Origin of the sequence: Nocardioides sp. YIM 152315 (assembly GCF_029210375.1) — a bacterium.
GTDB lineage: Bacteria > Actinomycetota > Actinomycetes > Propionibacteriales > Nocardioidaceae > Nocardioides.
Genome location: NZ_JARGER010000043.1, coordinates 177729 through 194939, shown reverse-complemented (window position 1 = coordinate 194939; position 17211 = coordinate 177729). Strand labels below are relative to the sequence as shown.

At 64.5% G+C, this 17211-nt stretch carries 15 protein-coding genes; 11 read left to right on the top strand and 4 right to left on the bottom strand.

What is annotated here, in order from left to right:
• Positions 1-82: 82 nt before the first annotated feature.
• Genes PZ894_RS19825 through PZ894_RS19810 form a run of 4 tightly spaced genes read right to left on the bottom strand, consistent with a single transcriptional unit; the run spans position 83 to position 4826 of the window.
• Positions 83-1471 carry an amidohydrolase family protein gene (locus tag PZ894_RS19825; RefSeq protein WP_275747468.1) on the bottom strand — a complete coding sequence of 463 codons (1389 nt, stop codon included), beginning with the start codon at positions 1469-1471 and terminating at the stop codon, positions 83-85.
• Between the two features lie 3 nt (positions 1472-1474).
• Entirely contained in the window at positions 1475-2905 is a 1431-nt protein-coding gene (locus PZ894_RS19820) for an amidohydrolase family protein (protein WP_275747467.1), read from the bottom strand.
• Positions 2902-3414, bottom strand: a complete 513-nt coding sequence (locus PZ894_RS19815; protein WP_275747466.1) for a PPC domain-containing DNA-binding protein — start codon at positions 3412-3414, stop codon at positions 2902-2904. The genes PZ894_RS19820 and PZ894_RS19815 overlap by 4 nt, the downstream gene beginning before the upstream one ends.
• Entirely contained in the window at positions 3411-4826 is a 1416-nt protein-coding gene (locus PZ894_RS19810; RefSeq protein WP_275747464.1) for an MmgE/PrpD family protein, read from the bottom strand. The genes PZ894_RS19815 and PZ894_RS19810 overlap by 4 nt, the downstream gene beginning before the upstream one ends.
• Positions 4827-5055: 229 nt before the next feature.
• Here PZ894_RS19810 and PZ894_RS19805 point away from each other — a divergent pair, with 229 nt between their 5' ends.
• From PZ894_RS19805 to PZ894_RS19755, 11 genes are all read left to right on the top strand, one after another.
• Positions 5056-5916, top strand: a complete 861-nt coding sequence (locus PZ894_RS19805; RefSeq protein WP_275747462.1) for a xanthine dehydrogenase family protein subunit M — start codon at positions 5056-5058, stop codon at positions 5914-5916.
• Complete coding sequence (locus PZ894_RS19800; RefSeq protein WP_275747461.1) at positions 5913-6422, top strand: (2Fe-2S)-binding protein; 510 nt, start codon at positions 5913-5915, stop codon at positions 6420-6422. Before PZ894_RS19805 ends, PZ894_RS19800 begins: the two co-directional genes overlap by 4 nt.
• Positions 6419-8890 (top strand): xanthine dehydrogenase family protein molybdopterin-binding subunit, encoded by a 2472-nt coding sequence (locus PZ894_RS19795; RefSeq protein WP_275747459.1) that lies wholly within the window; start codon positions 6419-6421, stop codon positions 8888-8890. Before PZ894_RS19800 ends, PZ894_RS19795 begins: the two co-directional genes overlap by 4 nt.
• Before the next feature lie 139 nt (positions 8891-9029).
• Positions 9030-10097: a sugar ABC transporter substrate-binding protein gene (locus PZ894_RS19790; RefSeq protein ID WP_275747458.1), complete on the top strand. Its 1068-nt coding sequence runs from the start codon at positions 9030-9032 to the stop codon at positions 10095-10097.
• Positions 10098-10128: 31 nt separating this feature from the next.
• Complete coding sequence (locus PZ894_RS19785; RefSeq protein ID WP_275747456.1) at positions 10129-11628, top strand: sugar ABC transporter ATP-binding protein; 1500 nt, start codon at positions 10129-10131, stop codon at positions 11626-11628.
• A complete protein-coding gene (locus tag PZ894_RS19780; RefSeq protein WP_275747455.1) occupies positions 11625-12671 on the top strand; it encodes an ABC transporter permease in 1047 nt (348 codons plus the stop codon). The genes PZ894_RS19785 and PZ894_RS19780 overlap by 4 nt, the downstream gene beginning before the upstream one ends.
• The gene (locus PZ894_RS19775) at positions 12668-13684 is read left to right on the top strand and encodes an asparaginase (protein ID WP_275747453.1); all 1017 of its coding nucleotides are present in this window, start codon (positions 12668-12670) and stop codon (positions 13682-13684) included. Before PZ894_RS19780 ends, PZ894_RS19775 begins: the two co-directional genes overlap by 4 nt.
• Positions 13681-14802 (top strand): tartrate dehydrogenase, encoded by a 1122-nt coding sequence (locus PZ894_RS19770; RefSeq protein WP_275747452.1) that lies wholly within the window; start codon positions 13681-13683, stop codon positions 14800-14802. Before PZ894_RS19775 ends, PZ894_RS19770 begins: the two co-directional genes overlap by 4 nt.
• On the top strand, positions 14799-15557 hold the full coding sequence (locus PZ894_RS19765; protein ID WP_275747451.1) for a GntR family transcriptional regulator: 759 nt from the start codon (positions 14799-14801) through the stop codon (positions 15555-15557). The genes PZ894_RS19770 and PZ894_RS19765 overlap by 4 nt, the downstream gene beginning before the upstream one ends.
• 106 nt (positions 15558-15663) lie before the next feature.
• Complete coding sequence (locus tag PZ894_RS19760; RefSeq protein WP_275747449.1) at positions 15664-16311, top strand: SRPBCC family protein; 648 nt, start codon at positions 15664-15666, stop codon at positions 16309-16311.
• Positions 16312-16343: 32 nt separating this feature from the next.
• Entirely contained in the window at positions 16344-17108 is a 765-nt protein-coding gene (locus PZ894_RS19755) for a maleylpyruvate isomerase family mycothiol-dependent enzyme (RefSeq protein ID WP_275747447.1), read from the top strand.
• Positions 17109-17211: the final 103 nt, after the last annotated feature.

Sequence of the window (17211 nt, the reverse complement as noted above, 5' to 3'; positions counted from 1 at the left end):
GCACTTCTGCCCAACTTCGAAGAGACTGAAGCCCCGCCCGCGGGCGTCTGGGCCACCCGCGGGCGGAGCGGTCTGGGACGGGTCAGTCGGTTGCCAGGGAACGGAACAGGTACTTCCCGCGTCCCTCGGCAGTCGGGAAGCGGCCGCGATCGAAGATCACTTCACCGCGGGAGATGGTGACCGTCGGCCAACCACGAAGCGACATACCGTCGTACACGCTGAAGTCGCTCGAGCTGTTGAGGAATTGGGGCCGGACCTGAGACTCGCTCTCGGTATCGACGATGACGAGGTCCGCGTCGTTCCCCGGATCGAGGCTCCCCTTGCCTTCAAGCCCGAACGCGCGGGCGGGCGCAGCGCTGGTCGTCTCGGCAACCAGCTGCAACGGCAGATTCGCTGAAATTGCGACCGGGAGGAGCAGCCCGCAACCGCTGAAGGCGGTGTTCTCTGTCCAGAAGGTCGACATCCCCTTCTCTTCGAGCGTGTACGGGATCTCATCGGAGCCAAGCGTGTTCAGGTCACCCCTCACGAGTGCCTCGAGCACCGCGGCCTGATCAGCTTCCTTGCGGATCGGCGGAGCGACCTTGGCGGTGTCGGAACTCTCGTCAGTCAGGACCAGGTAGTGGGGACAGGTCTCGACCGTCAGCGACGTTCCAAGCTTGCGAAGTTCCTCGACTGCACGGATGCCCTCGCGACTTCCGACGTGAGGGATGTACAACGGGACGTTGTACTCCCGCGACATCACTCCCGCGACGTGCATAGCCGCGGCTTCACCGATCGCGGGTCGACCGTCACTCCAGGCCGTGAGCCCGGTACGTCCTGCGGCTACGACCTTCGCGGTCTCAGAAATCGCAATGTCGGAGTTCTCGCAATGGATGTTGAGTCGCACTCCTCGATACGGGGCAAGGGCCCGGAACGCATCGAGCAGGAATCCGTCGTCATAGTCGACGGGCGCGATGTCGTTCACCTCCTGTCCGGGGAGGGCGTCCATCCGCATGCGCTCCGACAGCGGCATGCGCGAGTTCATGTAAATCTTGAAGGACGTGACGCCGAAGTCTTCGATGCACATGCGGATGTCATCGAAGTGATCGCGGTTCAGCAGCGTCACGTGAAACGCGAAGTCCTGAAGGAGGTGCTCCTCCGCGGCCTTCCTGCGAGCTGGTACCGCTTCGCGATAGCTCTCGGGGCGGCGCAGGTACTGGACGATCGTCGTGACACCGCCGGCGGCTGCACCTCGCGACTCAAGGGGAAGTCGGCGATCGAGCGGTGCCACGAGGCCAGGGTGGGTGTGTGGATCGATCACGCCAGGGAGCACGTGAGAGCCGGCGGCGTCGATCGTCTGCGCTGCGTCGCCTGAGACAACGCCATCGCTCTCGACGATGACGCCGTTCCTGACGGCAATGTCGCCCTCACGGATCGGCTGACCCGGCTTCACGATCCGCGCGTTGCGGACTACGAGATCGTAGGTAGCCATCGGTCACACCGCCCTGGAGCCGTCGGCGTCGCGGCGAAGGAACCTACCCCGGCCAGGCTCGACCTGGAGCTGGCCGTTCTCCGCGATGACGTCACCGCGTGAGATGGTGACGTCCACTCGGCCGGTCAGCTCCATGTTCTCGTAGACGGAGAAGGGCTGGGCGGACGGGAAGTCGTTGGCATGGACGGTCCAGCGGGCATCGGGGTCGATGATCATGAGGTCGGCGTCGCTCCCTGGAAGCAGCGTTCCCTTCTGGGGGTAGAACCCGAACGTCTTGGCCGTGTTCGTAGACAGCAGCTCCGCGGCTCGCTGGATCGTGATGTGGCCGCCGTTGACGCCGGCGCTGATGAGAACAGCGACCATCAGCCCGATGCTCCCGAATGCCGGGCGGGTCGTCCAGATGTCGCCGAGGTTCTTTTCTTCAGCGTTGTATGGAATGTGATCGGTGCACACCGTCGAGATCAGGCCCGACTCGATGGCCTCCCACGTGGCCCGGTTGTCGTCGTCGGTACGTACCGGAGGCATCACCTTCAGTAGCTCGGCGGCGGGGCTGGAGATGTTGTGCACGAGGTAGTGCGGGCAGGTCTCGATCACCATGTCGGTGCCGCGCTCAGCTTCGGCGCGCAGTGCATCCAGGCCGAGCCGGCTCCCGATGTGCGGGAAGTAGACCGGAACGTTCAGCTGACGCGACAAGTAGGCGACCTTCTGCACGCCGAGAGCTTCGGCCTCTGCTGGCCGCGCATAGTGCCAAGCGAGCAGACCGCCGAGGCCTGACTCCTTGACGCGCGGAAGCTGGTAGCTCACCAGGTCCGCCTCTTCCACGTGGACGCTGAGGCGCGTGCGCACTCGCTGGGATGCGAGCTTCTGCATGATGCCGAACAGCAGTCCGTCGTCGTAGTCGAGGTCCTCGGTCTGCGCGACCTCGTCGTCGACCAGCGGATCGATCAGGAACGCCTTCGCGAGGTTGGCCTTCAGGTTCATGTAGAGCTTGAAGGACGTGATGCCCAGCTCGCTGATGTAGCGAGGGATCTCCTCGACCTGGCTCTGGTTGAACAGCGCCAAGTGCGCACTGAAGTCCTGGTAGTGATACGCGGGGTTCTGCTCGATGTGGGCCGGGAACGTGTCGAGATAGGAGTCAGTTCGTCGGTAGTACCGGATCAGCGTTGTCACGCCGCCGATTGCGGCGAACCCGGTCTCCGGGGCCATCCGTTCGCGCATCGGAGGCATGAGGCCGTAGTGGCAGTGGGCATCCAGCGCGCCGGGCAACACGTAGCGCCCAGCTGCGTCGATCGTGCGCGTGGCCTCGGGAGGAGCTTCGTCTGACGAAAGGAGTGCCACCACCTTGCCGTCATCGACAACCACATGCCCGGTGAGAACGCCCGCCTCCGGGACGACAATCCGAGCGTCCTTTACAACAAGCTGTACCTTGCTCACTCTTGGTCTCCCATCTGGACGACGCGCATCTCGACAGTCGCGGTCTCGGTGTCCCACTCGCGGACGAGTTCGACGTCGAGCAGCTCCTGGAGAGTGAAGTCCATGTTGTTGTAGACAGGATTGAGGCCAGGCTCGAAGTGCCCGCCGAGCACTCGCCCCGTCTCGTCGGAAATGGATCCGTGTAGATGTGTCGCTCGACCGCCGAGACCGTCCGAGCACACAAGACCCTGCCCTCCCAAGAACTCGACGCGGCTGTCGACGGTCTCCAAGGTCAGAGTCGGCCGGTTCGAGCCGTCGTCAGGCATCTGCAGAGTCTTGAAGCCGGCAGAGGAGAGACTGCCGTACGCGAAGTTCACCGCTGCGTACTTCACGCCGTGATGCTCGCATACCGCTTCCAGTCCTCGGATGAGGTCCGAGCCCGGCAGCAGTCGGCCGACTAGCGTCACGCCCGTTCGGGCGACGGCGCTGTGGAATCGAGCGCCGTCCTCCTGGCCGTGGTCGCTGGTCATGCCCGTGCCACAAGGCGGCTGATGAGCTGCGCGACGCTCGGCTGGTTCTCGAGGTCGAACACGATGTCGGCGATGTCCGGCGCGATCGCCGGGTCGACTCCGCCCCACTCAAGGCAGCCAGCGAACTTGTCCACGAGCTCGGAGTCGGGCATCGGGTTCTGCGGGCTGCCGCGACCGAACGCCGCGCTGGTCTCGAAGACCTGCCCATCCTTCATCAGGACTCGAATGTTGGTCGTCATGGTGTTGTACCCTGCCGCCTCCGCGGCCTCGTCGACTCCGAAGTCCACGCGGCGGATCATCTCCTGCACGTCGTCGCGCAGAACCACCTCGTCGGTGAACTCCGCGAGGCCGGCGCGCCGCTCGAGCAGCAGGATTGCCAGGCAGAACTCCATGCTGAACTTGGCCTGAAGCTCCGTCTGCGGACGGTGGTGAATGAGAGCGTTGGGCATGTGACGGTTCGTGCCGACCGTGATCCGCTCGACGTCTCCGGGCCTGAGGTCCTCGTCGTGAATGAGCTTTGCGAATGCGCTCATGCCCGGGTGGGTCAGCGAGCCGGACGGGTGCGGCTTGATCGAGACGCCCGGGAACTCGAAAGTCCAGGGGTTCCCCAGAACGCCGTGAATGGCATCGGTGGCGTAGCCGCCACCGGCAGCGTTGAAGAATCCGCGCTGGGCCTCGAGCGCATTGGGGGCGGCGGTGAAGCCAGCGCCGGCGAGCGTGGCCGCGACGATGCCGCTCTCGGCCGCCCTCGCAGCGTGGAAGGGCTTGGTCATCGTTCCGAAGTGCTCGCGAACGCCTCCAGCCTGCGAGGCGGCAAGACCGAGGGCGCGGGTCGCCTCCACGCCGGTCAGCCCAAGGATGCGGATCGCGCTTGCAGACGCGCCGATCGCACCGAGCGTGGCGGTCGCGTGGAAGCCGTCGTCGTAGTGGCGCGGGTTGATCGCCTCGGCCGTCTTCGTCGCGACCTCGACGCCAAGGAGGTAGCTCATGAGCAGGTCGGCGCCAGAGCCGTCCGTGCGCTCGGTGAGAGCAAGGGCGACGGGGAGTACAGGCGCGGTCGGGTGAGTCAGAAGGCCGTACACACGGTCTGGGGCGACCGCGAGCTGGGTGTCGTCGAAGTCGTCAGCGTGGATCTGCATGCCGTTGAGGAAAGCCGCGAAGCGAACCGGCAGGCGCATGCTCGTGCCGAGTACAGAAGCCTCGGCTCCAGCGGCCGAGTAGTCCGACACCATCTTCTGCGCGAGCCGCGGGCCCTCGCTCCGCGAACCGGCGACGGCGAGGCCCAGGCCGTCGAGAAGGGATCGCTTGGCCGCGTCGAGCGCGGACGCGGGGACGTCGCTGAGGTCGGCGCTCTCGATGAACGCGGCTACGTCAGCGGTCAGTCCGGTCGCAGCGTCAAGGCTCGTTGTCATGTGGGCTCCTAGAGATGGTCGAGCGCCGGCCCCTGCCGTGCGCGTGTTCAATGTATACACGAACTTTTGACGCTGCCTAGACCCAGATCCAGCAAAATCTGGCGGTTCACGCTCAGAAGCATGTGACGTGCGCCGCAAAGCTGCCCGATTCGGCGTCCACAAACTTTCCCGCTTTGGGTCTTGACGGCGGCCATTCGATGTCTAAAGTATACGAACCAGAGGAGGTCAGATGAAGCCATCGAAGTTCGAGTACGTGCGACCGGCGACACTTCAGGAAGCGCTGTCGGCACTCGCGGAAGCGCCTGATGACAGCAAGGTCATCGCCGGCGGTCAGAGCCTGGTCCCGGTTATGAACTTTCGGCTGGCCGCGCCGGAGTGCTTGATCGACATCACGCGCATTCCAGAGCTCACCGGACTGAGTTGGACCGACGGCGGACTCCGAGTAGGTGCAACCACGCGAACTCGCGCTCTCGAGCTGTCCGAACTCGCCACCAAGCAGTTGCCGGTGCTAGCACACGCTGCGTCGTGGGTCGGTCACATGCAGATCCGGAACCGTGGCACCGTCGGCGGATCGATCGCGCACGGCGACTCAGCAGCTGAACTGCCTGCCATGTGCGTGCTCCTCGACGCCGAGGTGAGCGTGGCGAGTACCCGAGGAACGCGTCGGCTCGATGCAGACGACTTCTTCGAGGGCATGCTGACTACTGCCGTCGAGTCCGACGAGATCCTCACTGAGGTGCGTTTCCCGGCCCTGACTTCGCCGTCGACCTGGGGCTTCAGCGAATACGCCCAGCGGCACGGGGACTTCGCCCTGGCCGGCGCCGCGTGCGTGGTCGGTCCGGACGAGGCACGCGTCGTCGTGTTCGGACCAACCGATCGAGCGATGCGTTGCCGGCAGGCGGAAGAACTCATCTCCGGCTCAGCCCTGAACAACGGACTGATTGTTGATGCCGCGGCAGCCGCGGCAGAGGAGATCTCTCGACACGCTGACATCTATAGCGATGAAGCGGAGCATCGGGTTCGCATCGTTCGGCCCATGGTCGAGCGTGCGCTCCGGCAAGCACACGAGCGTGAAGGAGTCCTGGCATGACCTCCAACGACACCGCCCAGTCAGCGCAGGTTCGTTGCACGGTTAACGGACAGGCGATCGAGCGGAATGTGGAGTCGCGAATGCTGCTGTCCGACTTCATTCGCCACGAGCTCGGTCTCACCGGCACCCATGTCGGGTGCGAGCACGGCGTCTGCGGCGCTTGCACCGTCCTGGTGGACGGCGACTCGGCTCGCGCGTGCCTGATGTTTGCTGCCCAGGCCGACGGGACCGAGATCGAGACGGTTGAGAGCCTGGCTTCCGGCGACTCGCTTAGTCCGGTCCAACAGGCGTTTTCCGATCAGCACGGCCTGCAGTGCGGCTTTTGCACTCCAGGGATCCTCATGTCTCTCACGGCGTGCATGCGAGAAGCAGGGTGCAACCGCGAGCAAATGCTGTCCGCCGTAGGCGGGCACATCTGTCGGTGCACGGGCTACGTCGGCATCAGCCGCGCCGTTGACCAGGTGCTCGCCGAGGGTGCTGAGCAGGATCGGGGGACCGAGTCGTGACGCGTTCTAAGGGCAAGACACACCAGGTGCAGGCGGGCGATTCTGGCGGCAACTACGTTGGCAAAGCCGTACGTCGCAAGGAAGACGATCGTCTGCTCCGCGGGCTCGGTCGCTATGTCGACGACATCGACCCGGCACGCCAACTGCACGCGTCTGTCGTGCGAAGCATGGTTGCAAACGCCCGAATCACAAACATTGACGTCGAAGCAGCTCGGTCCGCGCCGGGCGTTCACCTCGTCCTTACCGGTCGTGACCTCGGCGACCTCAACGAGCCCCTGCCGCTCCTCGCCGGCCACCCTTCGTTGATCGCTGCGAAGACCCAGCGACCCCTCGCAGTCGACCGCGTGCGCTACGTCGGTGAAGCCGTCGCCCTCATCGTCGCGGATACCCGGTACCTAGCCGAGGATGCTGCAGAACTCATTTCGATCGACTACGACATCTTGGACCCGGTAGTGGACCTCGGAGAGGCCTCGAGCACGTCGGCCGCTGTACACGACGACGTGCCCGGCAACGTTGCCGGGGTCGTCACCGACGGTGTCGGAGATCCTGACAGCGTCTTCGCGTCTGCGCCCTACACGGCGAAGCTGCGACTCTCGCTCGAACGAACCGGCGGCATGCCGATGGAGACGCGAGGGGTATTGGCGGACTGGGATCCTCGTGAGCGGATGCTGCGCGTCTGGGACTCGACGCAAGCCCCAGTGGCAATCAAGCACGGCCTCTGCCGCATGTTTGGCCTCTCCAGCCAGCAGGTCGAGGTGATCGCTCCGGACGTCGGTGGCGGCTTCGGGACAAAGATCATGCTCTTCTACCCGGAGGAGGTTCTCGTCCCGTTCGCCGCGCGTGCACTCGGACGTCCGGTCAAGTGGATCGAAGACCGTTGGGAACACTTCGTGTCCGCCAACCAGGAGCGGGGACAGATCCACGACGCTGAGGTTGCGTTCGACGCCGAGGGCACGATCCTTGCCGTCCGCACCAACTTCGTGCACGACACCGGCGCCTACATTCCCTACGGCATTGCCGTTCCGGCGAACACACTCACCCACGTACTCGGTCAGTACGCGGTCAAGAACTACGCCGCGAAGGCGACGATCCTATACACCAACAAGCCGCCGGTGAGCCCGTACCGCGGCGCTGGGCGCCCGCATGCGGTCTTCACGATGGAGCGCCTTATCCGAACCGTTGCGGCCAAGCTCAACATGGAGCCGTATGAGGTTCGGCTGCGCAACCTGGTGCCGGCAGACGCCTTCCCGTACGACGTCGGGCTCACCATTGACGCCCCGATCCGCTACGACAGTGGCAACTATCAAGCCGGTTTCGAGAAGGCAATCCACCACCTCGATCCGGCCGGTTTCCGCAAGGCACAGGAGGAAGCGCGCGCGCGTGGACGCTATCTCGGCATGGGTATCTGCGCCTACATCGAGTCGAGCGGACCTGGGCCGTACGAAGGGTGTGCGGCGAAACTGACCGACGCCGGCACCGTCGTCCTCGACGTCGCGACCGCCTCGCAGGGGCAAGGACACGCCACGTCGTTCGCGCAGATCGCGGCGGATTCGCTAGGTGCTGGCATCGACGACGTTGTCGTGCGAGGCGGAGACAGTGGCAAGGTCGACTTCGGCATTGGCACGTTCGGCAGTCGGTCCTTGCTCCTCGCAGGGAACGCGGTGGCGGTGGCCTCAGAGCGGCTACGCAACAAGATCGCGGCCTACGTGAGCGAGCTGTTCGAATGCAGCCACGACGATCTCGAGTTCTCCGAAGGCCAGGTCTCCGTCAAGGGAGCTCCCGGACAGTCCATCAGCCTCGCCGCCATCGCGGCACTCGCCAACGCGTACGGCTACCCCGTCGACAAGCCCCTCAAGGACGACCCCGCGGTGTTGGAGAAGCTCCGCGAAAGAGCTGCCAATGTGGCTACCCCGCCAGTGTTCACAGAAGACGGCTACTTCGGCGTGGGCCAACAGCTGTTCGGAAGCGGTGTTCACGCAGCCATCGTCGAGGTGGACCCGGAGGTCGGGGCCGTCGACGTACAGAAATACGTCCTTGTTCATGACTGCGGGGTGGTCGTCAACCCGACCATTGTCGAGGGACAGGTCCTCGGAGGATTGGTCCAGGGGCTGGGCGGCGCGCTCTTGGAGGTGCTTCCGTTTGACGAGCAGGGCCAGCCTCAGGCAACCAGCTTCATGGACTTCCGAATGCCTTCAATCGAAGGCCTTCCCGAAATCATCCTCGACCACGTCGAAACGCCGTCGCCCCTCAACCCCTTGGGAGTGAAGGGCACCGGAGAGGCAGGTGCTATTCCGGTTGCCGCTGTTCTTGCGGAGGCCATCGAAGACGCGCTCTCTCCGTTCAACGTCTTCATTGATCGGATGCCTCTGCTTCCGCATCAGATTGCGAATCTCGTGACACAGACGCCGCAAGAAGCCTCGATCGACGATTCGGGAGTCGTCGACGCGAAAAGCGACGAACACAAGTAACACCCGCAGGACCCGAGAGCGTGGGCTCTCGGCGAAGTTTCGCTCAGCAATGTCGCTTCTGGGACGCGACCCGTGGGACCTCCAAAGGTCCGAAACGTTCCGGTACCTCCGGTACCGAACATTCCAGAAAGGTCTGTACATGCGCTCGAGAAAGTTCGTAGCGGCCGCCGTAGCACTCGTGGCCGGTGCCAGCACGCTTGTTGGCTGCGGATCCAGCGACTCCGGTGGCGGCAGTTCCGCCGATGGCGAGCCGACCATTGGCTTCGTGGTCCCGCTCATCTCCAACCCGTACTGGGAGCTGATGCAGGAGTTCGCCGAGGGGGCCGCCGGTCAGCTCGGGATCGACCTGCTGACGGCCCAGGCCGACAGCGACGAGAGCAAGCAAATCAACATCGTTCAGGGTTGGATCTCATCCGGCGTCGACGGCATCGTCGTCGGCCCGGTTTCGGACAAGGTTGGGCAGACCGTGCTCCGCGAGGCGGAGTCCGCCGGCATCCCGGTGACCTTCATGCAGCGTGCGCCGGGCGTCGACCTGGATGACTCGCCCGAAGACATCTACGTCGGCTACGTCGGAACGGACGACAGCGGCGGCGGAACCCTCGCCGCCCAGACTCTGTACGACTCCGGTGCTCGCAAGTGGGTTGCGATGACTGGCGACCAGGGCAACTCCGTCGCTGAGCAGCGACTCGCTGCCGCGGAGGACTTCGTGGCCGAGCACCCTGACGTCGAGCTTCTCAAGACGCAGTACGGCAACGAGGCGCGAGCCGCTGGGCAGCAGACGATGGAGAACTTCCTGTCGGCCCTTCCCGGCCCCGGCTTCGACGGCGTCTTCTCGTTCAATGACGAAGGTGCGCTCGGCGCGATCCAGGCGCTGGACAACTCGGGCGACCTCGACTCGGTGAGCGTGACAGCTATGGACGGCACTCCGGACGCCGTGCAGGCGGTCGTGGACGGTGAACTCCTCACCTCGGTCGGTGGCGGCTACGCCTGTGGCGCGTTCGCACTGGTCGAGCTATACGACTTCATCAAGGGCCACAAGCCCGACAACCGAGAGGTGAACATTCCGCTGCTCCCGATCACCACGGAGAACGCGCAGGCGTATCAGGACCAGGTCATCAACGGCATGGACACCTACGACTTCAAGGCGGTCTCCCAGGAGTACACGCCGGGCGCCTCGACGGCTGACTTCAAGATCACGCTCAAGTAGCGACGGAAAAGACCACTAGGGAGTAATCGGCATGTCGCAGGCCCCCGCCCTCGAGCTCATCGGCGTCGAGAAGCGCTACCCAGGAACCATCGCGGTTCGGTTGGGAGAGCAGGAACGGCTCACCTTCGAATACGGGCACATCCACGCGCTCGTCGGACAAAACGGTGCAGGCAAGTCAACGATCGTTAGCTTGATCGCTGGAATGCAGAAGCCGTCCGCAGGTGAAATGCGACTTGGCGGTGAGCCTTACGCTCCCGCTGACGTGGCCCAGGCTCGTCAGCATGGTGTCGACATCGTGCTGCAAGAGCCTCTGATCGAAGAACACATGTCCGTGGAGGAGAACCTCCTCCTCGGGCGAGAGGGTTGGTTTGCGCCCGCGGGCATCTTCATGCCTTGGACGCGCCGGCGATTCGCTGAGGCAGTGATTGAACGGCTGCCTCAGCGGATCGACCTCAAGGCACGAGCCGGCGACCTCCCGCTCGAGAGCCAGAAGCTCGTGGAGATGGCTCGAGCGCTGGCTTCGAAGCCTCGCATCCTGATCGTGGATGAGCTTTCAGCGGCAATGTCCGCACACGGTGTGGAAGCGCTTCAGGAGACGCTGCGAGCATTCGCCAGGGACGGCGGGCTCGTCATCTACATCTCGCACCACCTCGATGAAATCGTTGGCCTTTGCGACCGCGTCACCGTGATGCGCAGTGGTGAAGTGGTGACCACGCTCGACGCCAAAAGCACTACGAAGCAAGAGATCTCCTCGCTGATGGTGGGCGACGTCGTCGAGCAGTCCTCCAACCGCACCATCCCGGACTCGGCAGAGACGGTCTTGGAACTCCGGAACGTCTCGGTCGCCGGCCAAGCCGAGCGTGTCTCCTTGCGAGTCCGCAAGGGAGAGGTACTGGGGCTGGGTGGCCTGATGGACTGCGGGGCCGACGCGCTCGCGCACAGCATCTTCGGAGTGACGAAGCCAAGCGAAGGCGAGATCCTGCTTGACGGCAAGCGGGTGCGGTTCCGCTCGCCAGTCCAGGCGGTCTCGGCGGGTGTGGCCTATGTACCGGCCGACCGCGATCGAGAGGGTCTCCTCCTCAACCTCCGAATCGACAAGAACATCGACCTGGTCGCGCTTCGCTGGACGAGCGCGTTCGGTTTTCTCAATCCGCGGCGCGGATCGAGTCGCGCTACGACGCTTATTGAGCGGCTGGGCGTTCGTTGTCAGGGATGCCACGACTTGCCGCTCAATCTCAGCGGTGGCAACCGACAGAAGATTGCGATCGCCAAGTGGCTAGTTCGGCGAAATCGCCTGCTGATCCTGCACAACCCGACTCGCGGTGTCGACATCGGTGGACGGGCTGAGATCCATCGAGTCATCAACGAGCTCGCTGACGACGGCGTCGCGATGCTCCTCATCAGCGATGACCTGGACGAGCTGATCTCCATGAGCGACAACCTCGTGATCATGCGGCGAGGCGTCATTTCTGCGGAGTTCTCGACCGACGAACCCCTGACCGAAAAGCAACTGATTGGGCACATGGTATGAACACCCAGAGCGAACACACGGGCGTCTCCGCAAGTGGAGCCGCTGCCGTCACTCCCACCGTCATCTCGCCGGCGGCCCCGACGTCGGGAGGTGGCGCCAAGCGTCGCAACCCGCTGAGCCGTGGCACTCGACTTCTTCCGGCCTGGCTGGTTCCCTTCCTGTCTCTGATCGCCGTAACGGCCTTCTTCAGCCTGACCGCCGGGGACCGGTTCCTGAACACGACGAACTTCCAGTTCCTCCTTCAGCAGACGGCGATCATCGCTATCCCGGCCTTCGGCGTCACCTTGATCATCATCGCCGGCAGCATCGACCTGTCTGTTGGATCGGTCGTCGCTCTGTCCGGAATGGTCGGAGCCATCGTCGCCAACGAGCACGGCATCGTCGTCGGCCTAGCTGCGGCAATCCTCGCTGGCATCGCCGCGGGATTCTGCAACGGCGTCGCGTTCGCAATCCTCAAGGTGCCGTCGTTCATCGTGACGCTCGGCATGCTTTCCGTTGCCCGCGGCATCAGCATCAAGATCTCTGGTGCCCAGCCCGAGAACGTGCCCGATGGATGGTTGTGGTTCGGGCAGCGTCCCGGCATCTACATCGTCTTCGCCATCTGCTTCGCTGGTACCGCCATCCTCCTCCACCTGACGTCGTTCGGCCGGCGAACGGTCGCGCTCGGCGGTCAGGAGCGGGTCGCGAAGCTGTCCGGAATTCACGTCAACCGGGTGAAGATCGCACTGTTCTGCTTCGGCGGTCTCATGGCAGCCATCGGAGGCATCGTGCTCTCGGCGCGCGTCGGCGCTGCAACCCCCGACGCTGCGAGCGGGTTCGAGCTGACCGCGATCGCCGCCGTGGTACTGGGCGGCACGCCGCTCACCGGTGGGATCGGAAACGTCGTGAACACAGTCATCGGGGCCCTGGTGCTTTCCATGCTCCTCAACGGCATGATCATCCTCGGCGTCTCCGGCGAGGTGCAGCTGATCACCCAGGGCATCGTCCTGGTGGGCGCGGTGCTGCTCTCGCTCGACCGCTCGAAGATCGGAATCATCAAGTGACTCTGCACGAGACGTCGCGGCGCGCCGACGGGTCGCCGGGGACGCTGAAACTCCTGACCACCGGAGGAACGATCGCAACCCGGCTCGATCCTGCCACTGGCCGGACAGCGCCCGCGCTCGGAGCTGCAGAGATCGCCCGCCTCGCTCCGGGCCTCGAGAGGGCGGAAGTCCTCGAGCTTCGGAGGACTCCCAGTTGGGCGATGACGATTGCCGACATGGCATCGATCGCACGCTCAGTCGGGGCGGCGCTCGATGACGAGGACGTGGCAGGGGTTGTCGTCACCGTCGGCACCACGACACTCGAGTACGTCTCGTTCGTCTCGGACCTGTACGTCGATGCGACCGTGCCGGTCGTGTTCACCGGGGCAATGCGAAAGGCCGACGAGGCCGATCCCGACGGTCCCGCGAACCTGGCGGACGCTGTCCGAGTCGCTGGAAGCCCGGAGGCGGCCGGGCGTGGCGTGCTCGTCTGCTTCGCCGGCAAGATCCTCTCGGCGCGAGGGTGCTGGAAGATGGCCCGCTCGGCCAACAACGCGTTCCTCGACACTGACGGTTCGGTTGGGGTCGTGGACGGCGACGGGCCTCACTTCCTCCGCGTTCCGCCGACGATGCCGAGATTGAGGGGAACGCCCGTCGAAGGGGTCGAGATCGTAAAGGTCTTCCCGGGTGCAGAGGGTGACCTCCTTGACGCCGTAGCTGCTCGCGGAGTCAGGGGAGTGGTTATCGAGGGTCTGCCCGGAGCGGGAGGTATACCGCCCAAGATGTTCGAGGCGCTCGAACGGTTGGCAGCAACTGACACGGTGGTCGTCGTCTCGTCGCGAGCGCCGTCTGGATCTGTTCCGAATCCGCCCACGGGCGGTACCGGCTCCCCACTTGCTGACCTACCACTGCTGTCGGCAGGGTCACTCACTACGGAGAAGGCATGGATCGCGCTGAGCGCAGCACTTGGTGAGGGCGGCTCGCTGAGCGCCGTCCGTGCCAGATTCTCTTCCCTGGCGGAGGTGGGACCGTGAAGACCTACCGGGTGACGGTCATTGCCGGCGATGGCATTGGCAAGGAGGTCACCCCCGGCGCGATGGCGGTCGTCGACCGCGTTGCCACGAAGACCGGCGCTTTCAGCGTCGACTGGGTAGAGGTTCCCTGGTCGTGCGAGTGGTACGTCGAGCACGGTTCGATGATGCCGTCGGACGGCCTGGACCAGCTCCGCGGTTCGGACGCCATCTTGCTGGGCGCCGTCGGCTTTCCTGGTGTACCGGACCACATCTCGCTGCGCGGGCTTCTCATCCCTATCCGTCAGGAGTTCAGGCAGTACGCGAACGTGCGGCCACTTCAGCTGTGGTCCGGCGTCGAAGGACCACTGCGCGACAAGGGCGTCGGTGACCTGGACATTCTGTGCGTACGAGAGAACGCCGAAGGTGAGTATTCGGGCTCCGGTGGAATCCTCAAGACAAGTTCGGGACGTGTCGCAACGCAAGTCTCGGTGTTCACCGAGAACGGGATCGAGCGCGTCGTTCGGTACGCGATGGAAACTGCCCGCCAGCGACGCGGCCGCCTGGCGAGCGCCACGAAGTCGAACGCGCTGCAATACAGCGCCGTCCTCTGGGACGAAGTCGTTGACCGAGTGGCGCAGGACTATCCGGACGTGAATGTCACGCACTACCACGTCGACGCGCTGGCTGCGCGATTCGTGTCAGCGCCAGAGACACTAGACGTCGTCGTCGCCAGCAACCTCTTCGGCGACATCCTGACTGACCTAGGAGCAGCGCTCCAGGGCAGTCTGGGGCTGGCTGCGTCGGCCAACCTCAATCCGGAGCGAGACTTCCCCAGCATGTTCGAGCCCGTGCACGGCTCTGCACCGGACATCGCGGGACGGGGAATCGGGAACCCCGTCGGTGCGATCTGGAGCGCAGCGATGATGCTCGAGCACCTAGGCGAGGTCGAGGCGGGCGGCCTCGTGATGGCTGCGCTGCGGTCCGTCGTCGACCGCGGTCCGCGAACCAGAGACATGGGCGGCGACGCTACGACCGACCAGGTGGTCGCAGCAGTTCTCGGCGCAGTGGACAATGCAACCCTGGGAACAGAGTTGCTCACGGCAGGTGTGGGAGACCTCGGCGAAGGGAGTTCACCATGAGTGAGAACGATTCGGATCGTATGGGCGGCACGGGCGAAGGTGCCTCCTCGCTCAGCCTCATCACGATCGCGGATCACCCGTCGCTACAGGAGCGGGCCTACCAGACGCTGCGAAGCGCCATTTTGGAAGGCCATCTCGCGGTAGGTGAGCGAATCTACGAGTCCAAGATCGCGGAGCAGCTCGGTATCAGCCGCAATCCTGTTCGCGAATCGGTCCGCCGGCTGCAGCAAGACGGCCTCCTCGACGTCCGTCCGCGCGGAGGAATCTTCGTCGCATCGATCTCTATCGAAGAGGCAGACGACATCTACCGCGTGCGGGGCGCGCTCGAAGCTCTCGCTGCGCGGCTAGCTGCCGAACGGATCACACCCGACGAGCTTGAGCACCTACACACACTCGTCCACGAGGATGAGCACGATCACGTGGAGGGTGGCGCCGCCGTGACTGAGGCGGATCAATTCCACCGCGCTGTTCACCAGTACGCGCACAGCACGCAATTGCTCGAGCCGCTCGAGTTGCTCTATGGCCGGATCCTTCACTACCGGAACGTCACCCTGGCCCTGCCGGGGCGTGCGAACGTCGCAGAGGCGGGCCACTTCGAGATCTACCAGGCCATCGCGCGCCGAGACGGAGCTCGCGCAGAGCTCGTCATGCGTGAACACATCGAGGGAGCGCGCATCTCACTAATGCGGCACCTCGAACATGTGGTCGTCGCCGACGACGTCGAGGAATCCGCCCCCCGAGCCCGCAAGGCATAAGCCCAGGCAGTACGAGCGGGTCATCCGCCGCACATCCCCCACACCGTCGTGGGGCGATGGCGCGCGCCTGCTTGACCACGCCTGCATTCACTAACGGAGAGATCACATGAAACTGACCCACTCGTTCGTCGTCGGCTTGGAGCCGCAGGAGGCATTCGACCTCCTGCTTGACGTTCCGCGTATCGCCACCTGCATGCCGGGCGCGGCCCTGACAGAGGTCAATGGCGACGACTTTGCCGGCACGGTCAAGGTGAAGCTCGGCCCGGTCGTCATGACTTACAACGGTAAGGCGAAGATCGTCGAGCGCGACAGGGATGGCCTGAAGGCCAAGATCGAACTGTCGGGCCGGGACGTCAAGGGCACAAGCGATGCGTCAGCGACCGTAGACGCGATCCTCTCGCCAAGTGGCGATGACACTGAGGTCCAGCTCATCACCGATCTCGCGATCACGGGAAAGCCCGCGCAACTGGGCCGCGGGCTGATGAACGACGTCGGACGCAAGATCATTGGTCAGTTCGCGGACGCCCTCGCGAAGGACATCGAGGCGACGAAGAACCCTCAGCCAGGTGAGCCGACCGTCGGCTCGACACGGGTGCCAGGCGAGGTGCACGCCGCCCCGGAGCCGAACTCGCCGTCCGCTGAGCCGGTCGACTTGCTCTCCGTGGCCGGCGTACCGGACAAGCGCCTTCTCGCTGCGGGGGGCCTTGTCGTCGTGCTTCTCGTTCTATTGATCCGCCGCTGGGTCTCGTCCTGACCGCCGCGACAAAGACAAGGAAGGAAATCAGCATGACGCAGAACCTCGCGCAACTCCGCGACGCACTCCGCACCTCCCACGATCGCCTTGTGGCCGTGATGGGCTTCCCAGCCTCGCCTGCGGCCGACGCGGCGGCGTATCCCGAGGAATGGAACGTCAGCGACGTGCTCTCGCACCTCGGGTCAGGTGCCGAGATCTTCGGACTGATCTTGACTCGCCTGCTGGCCGGCGAGGACGCGCCAACGCAGGACGACTTCGTGGCGATCTGGGACAAATGGAACGCCAAGTCTCCAGATGAGCAGGTCCGGGACGGACTCAACGCAGACGAGGACTTCGTTGACCTCGTGGACGGGATCGACAGCGCGCTGGACAAGGTCCCGGCGTTCGGTTCGGTATGGCCTCTGACCGAATTCCTGGGGATGCGACTGCAGGAGCACATTGTGCACACCTGGGACGTCGAGGTCGCCTCGAACCGGTACGCAACGATCCCGGCCGAACACCTGGCCTTCCTCCTGGAGCAACTCCCGGGCATCGCCCCCCGAAGCGGACGCGAGGTCAAGGAGGCACAGAAGATCGTTGTTCGTGTCGTCGACCCTGAGGCCTACTTACTCGTCGAGCTCGGGCTGGTCACGGCGATCGAGTCTCTTGAGAACGCGACCAACGCAGACCTCACGATGTCGGCTGAAGCCTTCGTTCGACTTGTATTTGGACGGCTTGCGGCGATTCGACCTTCTGACGTAGCCCCGGACGACGAGCGCACGGCTTCGTACCTGAAGTCGGTCTTTGTCGGCTACTGAGGAACGCCGCGAGAAGCGGCTGACTGCGCGGGCGGCTCACACCCGAGCGCACAGCCGCGGCGGCGCCTGAACGCAAACTGCCGTTCAGGCGCCGCCCACGCAT